General features: G+C 37.8%; 15 protein-coding genes. All 15 read left to right on the forward strand.

All coding sequences use genetic code 11. The features are described from left to right. Positions 1-114: 114 nt before the first annotated feature. The 15 genes from AC1DFT_RS16970 to mfd all read left to right on the forward strand — a co-directional run bounded on the left by AC1DFT_RS16970 (position 115) and on the right by mfd (position 14933). Positions 115-1314, forward strand: coding sequence for a ubiquitin-like domain-containing protein (locus AC1DFT_RS16970; protein ID WP_478160186.1), 1200 nt, complete (start codon positions 115-117; stop codon positions 1312-1314). 88 nt (positions 1315-1402) lie between these two features. Beyond that, positions 1403-1963 (forward strand): ribonuclease M5, encoded by a 561-nt coding sequence (rnmV, locus tag AC1DFT_RS16975; RefSeq protein ID WP_478160188.1) that lies wholly within the window; start codon positions 1403-1405, stop codon positions 1961-1963. Between the two features lie 3 nt (positions 1964-1966). Next, the gene (gene rsmA, locus AC1DFT_RS16980; RefSeq protein ID WP_478160190.1) at positions 1967-2845 is read left to right on the forward strand and encodes a 16S rRNA (adenine(1518)-N(6)/adenine(1519)-N(6))-dimethyltransferase RsmA; all 879 of its coding nucleotides are present in this window, start codon (positions 1967-1969) and stop codon (positions 2843-2845) included. Positions 2846-2999: 154 nt separating this feature from the next. Further along, positions 3000-3263, forward strand: coding sequence for a biofilm formation stimulator Veg (gene veg / locus AC1DFT_RS16985; RefSeq protein ID WP_053591096.1), 264 nt, complete (start codon positions 3000-3002; stop codon positions 3261-3263). Between the two features lie 130 nt (positions 3264-3393). After that, a complete protein-coding gene (locus tag AC1DFT_RS16990; RefSeq protein WP_093276510.1) occupies positions 3394-3567 on the forward strand; it encodes a small, acid-soluble spore protein, alpha/beta type in 174 nt (57 codons plus the stop codon). Between the two features lie 249 nt (positions 3568-3816). Continuing rightward, entirely contained in the window at positions 3817-4683 is an 867-nt protein-coding gene (gene ispE, locus AC1DFT_RS16995) for a 4-(cytidine 5'-diphospho)-2-C-methyl-D-erythritol kinase (protein WP_478160251.1), read from the forward strand. A 55-nt stretch (positions 4684-4738) separates the two neighbouring features. Further along, positions 4739-5590, forward strand: a complete 852-nt coding sequence (purR, locus tag AC1DFT_RS17000) for a pur operon repressor (protein WP_478160193.1) — start codon at positions 4739-4741, stop codon at positions 5588-5590. Continuing rightward, positions 5568-5939, forward strand: coding sequence for a RidA family protein (locus AC1DFT_RS17005; RefSeq protein WP_478160253.1), 372 nt, complete (start codon positions 5568-5570; stop codon positions 5937-5939). Before purR ends, AC1DFT_RS17005 begins: the two co-directional genes overlap by 23 nt. Before the next feature lie 962 nt (positions 5940-6901). Continuing rightward, positions 6902-7192 (forward strand): septation regulator SpoVG, encoded by a 291-nt coding sequence (gene spoVG / locus AC1DFT_RS17010; protein ID WP_478160195.1) that lies wholly within the window; start codon positions 6902-6904, stop codon positions 7190-7192. A gap of 177 nt (positions 7193-7369) precedes the next feature. Then, positions 7370-8740, forward strand: coding sequence for a bifunctional UDP-N-acetylglucosamine diphosphorylase/glucosamine-1-phosphate N-acetyltransferase GlmU (gene glmU / locus AC1DFT_RS17015; RefSeq protein ID WP_478160197.1), 1371 nt, complete (start codon positions 7370-7372; stop codon positions 8738-8740). Between the two features lie 22 nt (positions 8741-8762). Continuing rightward, positions 8763-9722: a ribose-phosphate diphosphokinase gene (locus AC1DFT_RS17020; RefSeq protein ID WP_478160199.1), complete on the forward strand. Its 960-nt coding sequence runs from the start codon at positions 8763-8765 to the stop codon at positions 9720-9722. A 72-nt stretch (positions 9723-9794) separates the two neighbouring features. After that, entirely contained in the window at positions 9795-10391 is a 597-nt protein-coding gene (locus tag AC1DFT_RS17025; protein ID WP_478160201.1) for a 50S ribosomal protein L25/general stress protein Ctc, read from the forward strand. Between the two features lie 86 nt (positions 10392-10477). Continuing rightward, positions 10478-11041: an aminoacyl-tRNA hydrolase gene (pth, locus tag AC1DFT_RS17030; RefSeq protein ID WP_478160203.1), complete on the forward strand. Its 564-nt coding sequence runs from the start codon at positions 10478-10480 to the stop codon at positions 11039-11041. A 45-nt stretch (positions 11042-11086) separates the two neighbouring features. Then, positions 11087-11317, forward strand: a complete 231-nt coding sequence (locus AC1DFT_RS17035) for an anti-sigma-F factor Fin (RefSeq protein ID WP_478160205.1) — start codon at positions 11087-11089, stop codon at positions 11315-11317. A gap of 91 nt (positions 11318-11408) precedes the next feature. After that, complete coding sequence (gene mfd / locus AC1DFT_RS17040; RefSeq protein ID WP_478160207.1) at positions 11409-14933, forward strand: transcription-repair coupling factor; 3525 nt, start codon at positions 11409-11411, stop codon at positions 14931-14933. The last annotated feature ends 89 nt before the right edge of the window (positions 14934-15022 follow it).

Raw genomic sequence — 15022 nt, forward strand, 5'->3', positions numbered from 1 at the left:
TGCCCAAAATATCGTCGATTTTTACTGTGTTTGAATAGTGTAAAAAAATATAAATAGTTGACAAGATGAAAAGTACTCTATATAATCACTCGAGTGAACAAGGAGGCGTTTTTCATGTCAAATAATACCATGAAAAACCTGTTCTTTCATTCATTGAGGAGCAAGCAAACACTAGTAACTATTGCATCTTTACTATTGTTTCTTGCAGTCGTTTCTTTCGTTTTATACGAAGGAACTAAGAAAACTGTTGCTTTAACAGTGAACGGTGAACAACAAGAGATTTTAACGCACGCAAATACAGTCGGAGAACTACTAAAACAACATAATATTTTAGTAGCAAACGATGACTTTTTACAACCCTCAGTGAACACTTCAATCAAAAATAATTTAGTGGTTGAGTGGGAGCAGGCAAGACAAATAGAAATAACAGTAGATGGTGAAATTCAAACAATCAATACTACTGAACATTTAGTTTCAGAAATACTCGCAAAAGCAAATGTTCAAATAAATGAACATGATGCAATTACACCTGCTGCGGATGCAGAGGTTGGACCGAATAACAAAATTGCAATTGAAAAAGCGTTTGAAGTCACGCTTTTAGATGGTAACGAAGAGAAGAAGGTATGGTCCACTTCGACTACGGTCGCTGACTTTTTAAAACAATCTAACATTCAATTGAATGAATTCGACCGAGTAGAACGGCAAATGGATGAGATGGTCATTCCAGATTCCGTTATAAAAGTGGTGCGAGTAGAAAAGGTCACCGATGTAGTTGAGGAAGCTACAAACTTTGCAGTAGAAACGAAAAAAGATGACTCGCTATTAAAAGGGAAAGAAAAAGTAGTGCAAGCGGGTGAAAAAGGAACAGTTTCACGAACTTATGATGTACTGAAAGAAAATGGGGTAGAAGTATCCCGAAATGTTATTAGTGAAAGCGTGATAAAAGAACCTACGAAAAAAGTAGTTGCAGTTGGAACAAAAGTAGTAACTGCTAGTGTATCCCGTGGAGCAACAGATAGTGCAGGAAATGAGTTCTATGTAACGGCAACTGCATACACTGCTTATTGTAATGGTTGCTCTGGTATTACGACAACCGGTATTAATTTAAAGTCAAATCCAGATGTGAAAGTAATTGCAGTGGATCCTAAAGTAATTCCACTAGGCTCTAAAGTGTGGGTAGAAGGCTACGGTTACGCAGTAGCTGGAGACACGGGTGGTGCCATTAAAGGAAACAAAATTGACCTATTCATGCCATCTAAATCGAAAGCATATGACTTTGGACGCAAGAAGGTACGCATTAAAGTGTTAAATTGATGTTGTATAGCTTCCCTTTCTTTCATTGATAGGGGAAGCTTTTTTGCGTTATGATAGGAAGTAATAAAGTAGAAAAGAGGAAGTACCTTTGCGAATAAAAGAAGTCATTGTTGTAGAAGGTAAAGATGACACAACTGCTATTAAGCGTGCAGTTGATGCAGATACAATAGAAACGAACGGATCTGCTATTTCTAAAGAAACACTGATGAAAATCCAGCATGCGCAAGATAAAAGGGGAGTTATTGTTTTTACAGATCCAGATTACCCTGGGAGACGTATTCGCGCCATTATTGAAGAACATGTCCCTAGTGTGAAGCATGCCTTTTTATCGAAAGAAAAAACGATTGCCAAGAACGGCAAAGGGTTAGGGATTGAACATGCAAAGGACGAGGATATCCGTCTAGCACTTGCGAGCGTTTATACTCCTAAATCGGATACGGATGTAGCAGAGGATATTCCTTTAGAAATATTAGTAAAAGGAAAGTTAATCGGTCATCCAAACTCCAAAGAGCGAAGAACAAGACTCGGAGAATATTTAAAAATAGGATATACAAATGGGAAACAATTGCAAAAGCGACTTTCCATTTTTCAAATTAGCATACAGCAGGTAGAAGAAGCAATTTCACAACTGGATACGGAGGATAAATAATTTATGCAAAAAGATATAGCTACCCCAGTTCGGACACAAGAAATACTAAAAAAATATGGTTTTTCCTTTAAAAAAAGTTTAGGTCAAAACTTTTTAATTGATCCTAATATTTTACGAAATATCGTAGGACATGCGGATCTTACAAAAGATTCGGCAGCAATCGAAATTGGACCAGGTATTGGTGCTTTAACAGAGCATTTAGCAAGAGCAGCAGGAAAAGTAGTAGCTTTTGAAATTGACCAACGTCTATTGCCAGTATTAGAAGATACGTTATCGCCATATGATAACGTGGAGATTGTCCATGCGGATATATTGGATGCTGACGTGAAACAAATGTTCACAGATAAGCTAGAGGACTATAAAGACGTTATGGTCGTGGCCAATTTACCTTACTATGTAACAACACCTATTTTGTTGAAATTACTAATGGATCGTCTACCTATTCGAGGAATGGTTGTGATGATGCAAAAAGAAGTAGCAGACCGAATTACTGCAAAACCTGGAACAAAAGCTTACGGGTCACTTTCTATAGCGATTCAATACTATATGAAAGCAGAAGTAGCTATGATTGTCCCCAAAGCAGTTTTTATGCCTCAACCTAATGTAGAATCTGCAGTTATTAAGCTAACGCGCCATGAAACACCACCAGTACATGTGATTGATGAGGACTTTTTATTTCAAGTATCAAGAGGCTCGTTTGTACAACGAAGAAAAACGATTATTAATAATCTGCAATCCTCTTTGCCAAATGGAAAACAGAAAAAAGAATTAATCCTTCAATCTTTAGAAAAAGTAGGTATTAATCCGACTAGAAGAGGCGAGACTCTATCTATCGAAGAATTTGGCCGTCTAGCGGATGAATTATACGCACACTTTAATTAATAACACTTGTTACAATATTAGTAATGTTTATAAACAAAAGTAGTCATTGAATGAAATAAAAACGTTGACAAAGAGTGCCTATGGTTGTTAAAATGTTTTGTTTGACAAAAAAATAAATGCATGGTATAGTAATATTCAGTGAGGTGTAAGCGGAATGCCAAAAACTTTAGCTGATATTAAGAAGTCATTAGATCATCATTTAGGCAAGCGTTTGCAATTAAAAGCAAACGGGGGACGTAAGAAAACAATCGAGCGAGCTGGTGTATTACGAGAAACGTATCACGCCGTATTCGTTATCGACTTGGATCAAGATGAAAACTCTTTTGAACGTGTATCTTATAGTTATGCAGACATTTTGACAGAAGCAGTAGAAATCACTATTTTTGATGAAGCAAATAATTTAATCGTTGTAAAATGAGTATTTAGAACTTTTATTTTTTTATATTAACAAAAAAACTCTTTCTCTGTTCTTCGGAATGGATAAAGAGTTTTTTTCTGTTTTCGGGATATACTAGGAAGGCTAATTGTTAAAAAGGAGGATACACCATATGGCTAGAAAAGGTATTATGTCTAATGAATTAAAAGAAGAGATTGCAAAAGATCTTGGATTTTATGATGTAGTCAAAACCGAGGGCTGGGGTGGAATAAAATCACGTGATGCGGGTAATATGGTGAAACGCGCAATTGAAATGGCCGAGCAACAAATGAAGTCACCAAAGTAAACGAGATTTCCAAATAATGAACAATTAGCAACCAGAAAGGGCAGAGAAATCTGCCTTTTCTTTTTTTAAGCCTGCACGATTTGGGCCATACAGACCTTGCCACACGGTACGATGTACTTAGGATACTTCCGAAGCACTCATACAGTCGTTGCAGCCTTAGAGTGTATCCTGCTAACGTATGCGCTTCCGCTTTTCTTATGTACTGTGGTAAAATAGGTGACAGCATATGTTGGAAAAGGAGCAGATGGGATGTACTATGTAAAAGCACCTGCCAAAATAAACTTAACTCTTGATGTATTACATAAACGTCCAGACGGCTATCACGAAGTAGAAATGATCATGACAACTGTCGATTTAGCAGACCGTATTGGATTGGAAGTACGAGAAGATGGGGCTATACATATATTATCGGTCGATCGTTTTGTTCCAAATGATCATCGCAATCTTGCTTATCAGGCTGCGAAGATATTACAAGAGATGTATCATGTGAAATTGGGCGTATCGATCAAAATTGAAAAAAACATACCTGTAGCGGCTGGACTAGCCGGTGGAAGTAGTGATGCAGCTGCTACGCTTAGAGGGCTGAATACGGTATGGAATTTAGGTCTTACATTAGATGAGCTTGCGCAAATAGGTACTAAAATTGGCTCAGATGTAGCTTTCTGTGTGTATGGTGGAACAGCACTTGCCACAGGTAGAGGAGAAAAAATTCAAGAGCTACCGTCTCCTGCCAATTGTTGGGTCATTCTTGCAAAGCCGACACTCGGTGTTTCTACAGCCGATATTTACGGGAACTTAAAAATAGGCGACATCTCACACCCGAATACAAAGCAAATGATTCAAGCTATAAAAGAAAAAGATTTTGAACTAATGTGTGCATCTGTAGGGAATGTACTAGAGGAAGTCACATTAAATTTATATTCGGAAGTAGCCGTACTAAAAGAACAGATGCAAAAATTTGGGGCGGATGCCGTATTGATGAGTGGTAGTGGTCCAACTGTATTTGGTTTAGTAAATCAGGAATCCAGAGTACAACGAGTATATAACGGACTTCGTGGATTTTGTGATGAAGTATATGCTGTTCGACTAATCGGAGAAAGAGACACACTTGCTTAAACACGGATGATTGTGGTAAGTTTTTTATAAAATATTCGTATTTGGAGGTGATTGAATGAAATGGAAAAGAAGTGAACGGCTCGTAGATATGACGCAATACTTAATGGAGCATCCTCATAAATTAATCCCTTTGACATATTTTGCTTCTTTATACGAATCAGCTAAATCTTCCATTAGCGAAGACTTAACGATTGTGAAAGAAACATTTGAAGAAAGAGGAAGAGGTTTACTTGTAACTGTCCCTGGAGCAGCAGGTGGCGTAAAGTTCATCCCGACGATGACGGATGCAGATGTAAAAGTAGTAGCGAAAGATTTGATGGAACAGCTTTCTAAGGCAGAACGGTTATTACCGGGTGGCTATTTGTATATGACCGATTTGTTAGGGAACCCAGCTCTGATGAATAAAGTAGGAAAAGTATTTGCATCAGCTTTTGCAAATGAAAAAATAGATGCGATTATGACCGTTGCCACAAAAGGAATTCCTATTGCACATGCTATAGCAAGACACTTAAATGTGCCAGTAGTCGTTGTTCGGAGAGACAGTAAAGTAACAGAAGGCCCAACGGTAAGTATTAACTATGTATCGGGATCTGCAAGACGCATTCAGACGATGGTTCTTTCTAAAAGAAGTATGGAAAAAGGCCAGCGCGTATTAATCACAGATGACTTCATGAAAGTCGGTGGTACGATTAACGGGATGAAGAGCTTACTCGAAGAATTTAATTGTGAGCTTGCTGGTATTGCTGTATTGGTAGAAGCGGAGCATGAAGGTGAGCAGTTAGTAGAAGATTATTTATCTTTAGTAAAACTACACGAAGTAAATGAAAAAAGTGGTACAATTGCTTTAACCAAAGGAAACTATTTTGTGAAGGGTGGAAGTGTAGATGAAAACAGTATCAACAACTAATGCACCAGCAGCAATCGGACCTTATGTACAAGGAGTTATTGTAAATGGAATGTTTTATAGTTCGGGTCAAATCCCATTAACTCCAGGAGGAGAAGTGGTAGAAGGCTCGATTACGGAACAAACAGCCCAAGTATTTGCGAATCTAGATGCTGTATTAACAGAAGCTGGTTCTTCCTTATCCAAAGTCGTAAAAACATTGGTGTTCTTGAAAGATATGAATGATTTTGCAGAATTCAATGATGCCTATGAAAAACACTTCGCGGGGCATAAACCAGCCCGTTCTGCTGTAGAGGTAGCAAGATTACCGAAAGACGTAAAAGTGGAAATTGAAGTAATTGCATTAGTTTRAACCAAAAGTATGTTGTCTTCGGACAACATATTTTTTTTATATGAAGCACAGTTTAGGGAAACGGCGACGTAAAGAGTCTTATAAGGTGGCCACTATGATTTTCGCTGCTGTCGGACGCTTTCCGCCCGGTGAGCGATGAGCCATCCCCGCCGCCCTTAGGCGTACGTTGGGATGTCTCATTAGCCCACTCACCCGGCAGGAGTCGACGTCTGTAGCGAAAATCAAAAGAAATTGCCCAATTATCCATACCATCCCGTTAAAAAACAAAATTTCAACCAGTTTTTTCATTGCATTCATCCAATAAATGGTTAAGGGCAACCAATCAATCACTGGGAGCAACCAGTTCTATATGGAAAGCAACTAAATCAGCACGAGAGCAACCAAATTACTCGTGAAAGCAACCAATTCTCAAAATGGCTCTTTACTTGATGTGAGACAACAATAATTCCGACCTATTATAGGAATTATATGTCTTAAATCCCGTCAAACACGCCTAGCCGGCATCTACTCGACTAGTTTGTCGTGTTCAGCTAGGTTATTGTCTCGTTCAACCATTTATTGTTAATATGGGATCTCAATAATTTAGCCATTTCCATTGATTTTCGCTGCAGGCGTCGACTCCAGTGGGATCAAGTGAGTAAGATGAGACTTCACAACGTACGCGCAAGCGGCGGTGAAGGCTCATCACTCACCCCACGGAAAGCGTACGCCCTGCAGCGAAAATCACAGCGGTCACTACGTCGCAGTTTCCCTATAATGCGTTGTTACTCTAATCCATTTACTGGAGTTATCTTAGCTATGTGTCATGCACTTTCTCTACATTCCACAAACTATGCTTAGTTAAGTGAACTACATATTTTATAATATTAAAAATATTCCTTTATAAAAGAAGGAGAAATTAAACTCTTGTAGAATAGTAATTGAGAGAGAATGATGCAACTATGAAAAAAGGTGGTGATTAAATGGAAGTAACAGACGTAAGATTACGCAAAGTACTAACAGATGGTCGAATGCGGGCTATCGCTTCCATTACACTGGACAACGAATTTGTTGTGCATGATATTCGAGTGATAGATGGGAACACAGGTCTATTTGTTGCAATGCCTAGTAAAAGAACTCCAGAAGGTGAATTTAGGGATATTGCCCACCCAATAAACCCTGGGACTCGAAACAAGATTCAAGAAGCAGTATTATATGCCTATCACTTAAGTAGCGACGCAGAAGAAGAAAGATTGACAGAAGCAAGCATGTAGGAATATAAAAAATGCACAACGAAACCATTTCTATTCCAGAGATGGTTTTTTTGTGCAGAAAAATTACCTATAATACTTGCTTTGTCATGTATTTGTCAAGAGATATTTCCTTGAAAAATCGCTCCATTTCCGCTATAGTCAAAAGAGGAAATTAGCCCACTGGAGGGAAATCGGAAAATGACAAATACTTTTGCAGTTGTACTAGCAGCTGGTAAAGGAACACGTATGAAGTCAAGTCTATATAAAGTACTGCATCCTGTATGTGGAAAGTCTATGGTGGAACATGTTATCGATAACATGGAAAAGCTTGGTGTTGAAAAAATCGTGACAGTCGTTGGACATGGTGCGGAAGTTGTTCAAAGTGAGCTAGGAAATAGAAGTGAATATGTACTTCAAGCAGAACAGCTAGGAACAGCACACGCAGTTTTACAAGCAGAAACAACCCTTGCCAATTTATCTGGAACGACTATTGTGATTTGTGGCGATACACCACTTATTACGACGGAAACAATGAGTGATTTATTGAATCATCATAAACAAACAGGAGCTAAAGCAACAATTTTAACGGCAATTGCAAGCAATCCAACGGGATACGGAAGAATTATTCGTGCAGAAAGTGGAAATGTAAAAAGCATTGTTGAGCAAAAAGATGCATCTGCAGAAGAACAACTTGTAAACGAGATTAACTCAGGTACTTATTGTTTTGATAACGAAGCATTATTCAAGGCATTGAAATTGGTGAAAAACGAAAATGCACAAGGTGAATATTACTTACCGGATGTAATAGAGATTTTGCAAAAAGAAGGAGAAGTAATTTCTGCTTTCGCAGCAAAAGAATTTGATGAAATTCTTGGAGTAAATGATCGAATCGCACTTTCCCAAGCCGAACAGATTATGCGATCTCGTATTGCTCATCATCATATGCGTGAAGGTGTAACAATTATTGATCCCCAAAGTACATACATTAGTAGCGATGCTATCATTGGGATGGATACAATTATCCAACCAGGAGTGATGATCGAAGGGAAAACGACTATTGGAGATAACTGTACGATTGGTCCAAATAGTCATATTGTTAATAGTGTAATTGGAAATGGAACCACTATCCATTCTTCTGTTGTATTATCAAGCGAAATCGGTGATCATACGGGAATTGGTCCATTTGCACATATTCGACCACAAACCGAGGTTGGAAATGATGTGAAAATTGGTAATTTCGTCGAAGTGAAAAAGTCCACAGTAGGAAATGGAAGTAAGATTTCTCACTTAAGTTATATGGGTGACGCATCAATAGGTTCAAATGTTAATATTGGATGCGGAACAATTACAGTAAATTATGATGGAAAAAATAAATTTGTAACAACAATCGAAGATGATGCTTTTGTTGGTTGTAACTCCAATTTAATCGCACCAGTTACGATTGGCAATAAAGCGTACGTTGCTGCAGGCTCTACCATTACAAAAAATGTACCTGGAGAGGCTCTAGCTATTGGGCGTGCAAGACAAGAAAATAAAGAAGGCTACGCAAATAGATTAAAACTAAAATAACCCGCAATCCAGGAGGATTATCATGGCAGAACAATACGAAAACTCTAAGTTAAAAATATTCACATTAAATTCCAACAAAGAACTAGCAGAAGAAATCGCAAGAGAAGTAGGGGTTCCACTAGGAAAATCTACAGTAACTAGATTTAGTGATGGCGAAGTCCAAATCAATATCGAAGAAAGCATCCGCGGATGTGACGTTTTTATCGTCCAATCAACTTCAGGTCCTGTAAACGAACATATTATGGAATTATTAATCATGTTGGATGCTCTAAAACGTGCATCTGCTCGTACAATAAGTGTTGTATTACCTTATTACGGCTATGCTCGCCAAGATAGAAAAGCACGTGCTCGCGAACCAATTACAGCAAAACTGGTAGCAGACCTACTAACAACAGCAGGTGCAACTCGTGCAATCGTATTGGATTTACATGCTCCTCAAATTCAAGGATTCTTTAATATTCCAATTGATCATTTAGTAGCAGCACCGATTTTATCAGATTACTTCTTGGAAAAAGATATTGATCCTTCTGAATTAGTTATCGTATCTCCGGACCACGGTGGAGTTACTCGTGCTCGTAAAATGGCAGATCGCTTAAAAGCGCCGATTGCTATTATCGATAAACGTCGTCCACGTCCAAATGTTGCAGAAGTAATGAATATTGTCGGAAACGTAGAAGGTAAAACAGCAATTTTAATCGATGATATTATTGATACTGCTGGTACTATTTCTATTGCAGCACAAGCTTTAATGGAAAGTGGCGCAAAAGAAGTATATGCTTGCTGTACGCATGCTGTATTGTCAGGTCCTGCGATTGAACGTATCGATAACTCAGTGATTAAAGAATTGGTTATTACAAACTCTATCGAATTATCAGAAGATAAGACATCACCAAAGATTAAAGAATTGTCTGTAGCAAAATTATTAGGTGACGCAATCGTACGCGTATTCGAAGAAAAATCAGTTAGTACTTTATTTGATTGATAAATAAATGTTTGAAAACTTCCGGTAAAGGGTATACATATTGGTAGAACCTACCCGGGAGGATGAGAATAGATGAGTACAATTGTAAAAGCACAAGACAGATCACCAAAAGAGAATACAAAGTTGAGAAATAGTGGACATATTCCAGCGGTTGTTTATGGTTTTCAAATGGAATCACAGCCAATATCGGTTGACGAGAAAAACTTATCGAAAACACTTCGAGAAGTAGGTCGTAATGGAGTTATGAAGCTAGAAGTTAACGGGAAAACGATTAACGTTGTGATGAGTGACTATCAAATGGACATATTAAAAGGTCAAATGATTCATGCAGACTTTTTAGCGATCAACATGAAAGAAGAACTAGAAGTAAATGTTGCCGTTCATGTTATAGGTACTTCAGTAGGCGTTTCTGAAGGTGGATTATTGCAACAACCGAATAGAGAATTGACAATTACGGTAAAACCATCGGATATTCCTGAGGCTATTGAGGTGGATATTTCTGGAATGGCGATTGGTGATACGCTGACCGTTGCTGATGTTCGAGACAAAATAGATTATACGATAACGAATGACGATGATTATACATTAGTTACTGTATCGGCACCTCGAACAGAAGTTGAGCCGGAAGAAACCGAAGCTGAAGTGGAAGAAACTAAAACAGAAGAATAATAATACAAAGAGATTGTCTTAAGGCAATCTCTTTCTTTATGTTTATGATAAAATAAAGGAAATACGTATTAAAGGAATGGAAATGAATGAAGATTATTGTTGGTCTAGGAAATCCAGGTAAGCAATATGAAGCAACGAGACATAATATTGGTTTTCACGTAATAGACGAGCTTTCAAGTCGCTTCAATATACCGCTCACACAATCCAAATTTAATGGCATGTATGGTATTTCCCATATCGGCACTGAAAAAGTGTTACTCTTGAAACCGTTAACATACATGAACTTATCGGGTGAATGTATCGTACCAATGATGGATTATTTTGAAGTAGAAGATGAGGACCTGGTTGTTATATATGATGATTTAGATTTACAAGTAGGAAAGCTTCGACTTCGTCAAAAAGGAAGTGCTGGAGGACATAATGGTATTAAGTCCATTATCCAGCATCTCGGTACGCAAGAATTTAATCGAATTCGTATCGGAATCGATCGTCCGAAGAATGGGATGAAGGTTCCAGATTATGTGCTATCCAAATTTAGTGACGATGAAAAAGCTGAAATGGGAGCGGCAGTGAAAAAAAGTGGCGATGCATGTGAAGATTGGCTGTCGAAAAGTTTTTTAGAAGTGATGAATACATACAATGGTGCATAAATTTTAATGAAAAGGCCTATACTTCCTAAAAGGAGGTTGATGGTTATGACGATTCATTATAAATGTCGCCATTGTGAAACAGAAATTGGGCAATTACCGTTTGATAGTATAGATGAGCAGTTTTTAACTAAACATGAAATAACACCAGAAGAACAGCATGAATACATAGTAAATGGGGCAGAGGGCGAGTATACCGTGCAGTGCATATGTGAAGAATGTCAGAACTCTCTTCAAACGTTTCCGAATTACTATGCATTAAAAAAATGGATACAGTAAAGATGCTTTGGCACGATTTCGTGCACAAAGCCTTTTCTGTTTTATAATCATCCAAATAAGTTCTTTTGTTTGTTGGATAGGGGAGGATTGAATGGAACTTTTAAGTAATCTATTAATCGAAGATGCACATATAGAAAAACTAGTAAAAGAGTTAGAGAATGGAAATGACCAACAGTTAATAACTGGGCTTACTTCTAGTGCAAGAGCTGTCTTCACGGAAATGCTATATAAGACTCGTCAGAAAGCTATTATAATCGTCACGCCAAACTTGCTGCACGCTCAAAAACTGTCGGAGGACTTAGTGAAACTAGTTGGAGAGGATTTAGTAAGACTTTACCCAGCCGATGAGCTTATAGCCGCAGATATATCGATTACGAGCCCAGAACTTCGTGCTCAGCGTTTAGAGGCATTAGATCATATGCTGACGAAGAAAAACGGCATTTATATCGTACCAATCGCCGGATTAAAAAAGCATATGCCAAACGTAAAGGATTGGAAAGGAAGTATAATCTCTGTTGTAGAAGGTGAAGAGATTATACTGGAAAACTTCCTCCAAAACTTAGTGGATATGGGATATGTAAGACAACCAATGGTTACTGCTCCCGGAGAGTTTGCTTTAAGGGGAGGAATTATAGATATTTATCCTCTTTATTTAGAAAATCCGATACGCATAGAGTTATTTGATACAGAAGTCGATTCTATTCGAACTTTCTCTGCTGAAGATCAGCGTTCGCTAGAAAAGCTAAAGGAAGTTCGAATACTCCCAGCTAGCGAGTATGTTCTAACTGAAAGTAAGAAGAAGTTACTTGCACAAAGATTAGAACACTCTTTAGCAGAAAGCTTAAAAAAAGTTAAAATACAGGAAATGAAAGATCAATTTTATCAAAATATCCAACATGATATCGAGCTTTTAAAACAAGGTGAGCAACCGAAAGAGTTTATGAAATACGTGTCATTGTTAGACGAGGATAATAGCTTCTTAGGGAATTATTTCAAGCAGGATGGGATGGTTTTATTTGATGAGCTTGGAAGAATTCAAGAAGTAGCAGAGACGTTAGAAAGAGAAGAAAATGACTGGTTTTTATCGCTTCTAGAAGAAGGAAAGACAGTTCATGATGTAAAGCCTTCGTTCCAATTAAAAGAGATCATTCAAATGCTTTCGAATGAAAAAGTCTACTTTTCTTTGTTTTCACGAACATTTTCAGGCATAACGATTAAAAAAAATGTAAGTATTTCTTGTAAACCAATGCAAAACTTTCATGGGCAGATGCATTTATTGAAAAACGAAGTGGAACGGTTCATACAAGGGAAGTTTCGCGTTATTATTTTAGCAGACGGAAAGGACCGAGTCCAAAAGATTCATACTGTTCTAGAAGACTATGAAATAGTTTCTAAGATAGGAGCCACTACGGGAGATTTACAAAAGCCTGGTTTATTTATCGTAGAAGGGGATTTAGATGCAGGTTTTGAGTTACCTCTTCAACGAATTGCTATTATAACAGATGCTGAATTGTTTAAACAAAAGCATAAGAAAAAAACAAGAACACAAAAAGTGTCAAATGCTGAAAGAATAAAAAGCTATTCCGAAATAAAGCCCGGAGACAATGTCGTACATATACACCACGGTATAGGGAAATATATCGGAATAGAAACGCTATTAGTAAATGGGATTCATAAAGACTATTTGCATATTCGATATCGTGGCGAGGATAAATTATTTGTACCGGTCGACCAAATAGACCTCATCCAAAAATACGTTGCTTCTGGCGAAAAGGATCCAAAGCTTCATAAATTAGGTGGAGCGGACTGGAAGAAAACAAAAACAAAAGTATCTGCTGCTGTTCAAGATATTGCAGACGAGCTTATAAAACTATATGCAAAACGAGAAGCAGAAGTAGGGTATGCGTTTGAGCCAGACAGCGAAATGCAACAAGCCTTTGAGGCAGCCTTCCCTTATGAAGAAACGGAAGACCAACTTCGTACCATTAGTGAAGTGAAGCAGGATATGGAGAAAGCTCGTCCAATGGATCGTTTAGTATGTGGAGATGTAGGATACGGGAAAACGGAAGTTGCTATTCGCGCAGCCTTTAAAGCAGTAATGGAAGGAAAGCAAGTTGCGTTTCTTTGTCCTACAACGATTCTTGCACAACAGCATTATGAAACGATGCTAGAACGTTTTCAAGACTTTCCGATTGAAGTCGGTTTACTTAGTCGTTTCCGTTCCAAAAAGCAACAAACAGAAACAATTAATGGGCTAAAAAAGGGAATGGTAGACGTAGTAGTAGGAACGCATCGAATTTTATCCAAAGACGTTGTGTACCACGATTTGGGATTACTAGTTGTCGATGAAGAGCAACGATTCGGTGTAAAGCATAAAGAAAAGATTAAACAATTAAAAACAAACGTTGATGTTATGACATTAACAGCTACGCCAATTCCACGTACATTACATATGTCGATGATTGGGGTACGGGATTTATCTGTCATTGAAACACCGCCTAAAAACCGTTTTCCTGTACAAACATATGTCATGGAATTTAATGGTGCACTCGTACGAGAAGCAATTGAACGAGAACTTGCAAGGGGCGGACAGGCATTTTATCTATACAATCGAGTAGAAGATATTACGCGAAAAGTGGATGAAATTCAAATGCTTGTGCCAAGTGCAAGAGTAGGGTTTGCGCATGGACAAATGTCGGAAACGGAGCTTGAATCGGTTATTATTAGCTTTTTAGAAGGCGAATACGATGTTTTAGTAACGACGACCATTATTGAAACAGGTATTGATATACCAAATGTAAATACACTTATTATCCATGATGCAGATAAAATGGGCTTGTCCCAGTTGTATCAATTACGAGGTCGTGTAGGACGTTCTAATCGGGTAGCATATGCCTATTTAATGCATCAAAGAGATAAGGTGCTAACGGATGTAGCTGAAAAAAGATTACAAGCCATTAAAGAATTTACAGAGCTTGGTTCCGGCTTTAAAATTGCTATGCGCGATCTATCTATTCGAGGTGCAGGTAATTTACTTGGTTCTCAGCAACACGGGTTTATTGACTCAGTTGGGTTCGATTTGTATACACAAATGCTAGAAGAGGCTATAGAAGAAAAAAGAACAGGGATTAAGAAAGAAGATATTCCGGAGTTAGAGATTGTTTTATCAACGGATGCTTATATTTCAGATGAGTATATTCCAGATGGCTATCAAAAAATTCAAATGTATAAACGTGTGAAAGCAATGGAAAAGGAAGAGGAGTATTTGGATCTTGTAGACGAACTACAAGACCGTTTTGGAGATTTGCCGCTTGAAGCAGAGAAATTACTTCGTATTGCACGTATGAAGATTTATGGTAAATCTGCAGGGGTAGAATCCATTAAAGAAGTAAATAAAATCGTTTCTATTCGTTTTAGTGCAGAAGGAACGCAAAATATAAATGGTGCATTGCTAGTAGAGAAATCGATGAAATACGGACGTGCAGTAGGATTTACGATGGATAATAATAATCTAGTCGTTACAATAGATGAACGGAAAACAGGAAAGTTTGATCCGTTTGACGTATTAGAAGAAATGATGTTAGTTCTTCCACAAGCAAAAAAAGAAATAGCATAAGCTAAATTCCACTTTGCATATTTTTTGGTAATGTGATGCATACTATGGCAGAAATGAACTTTAGTTTCCAATCTGTCGAAAGTGAGGCA

Source organism: Psychrobacillus sp. 05T411 (assembly GCF_056396485.1).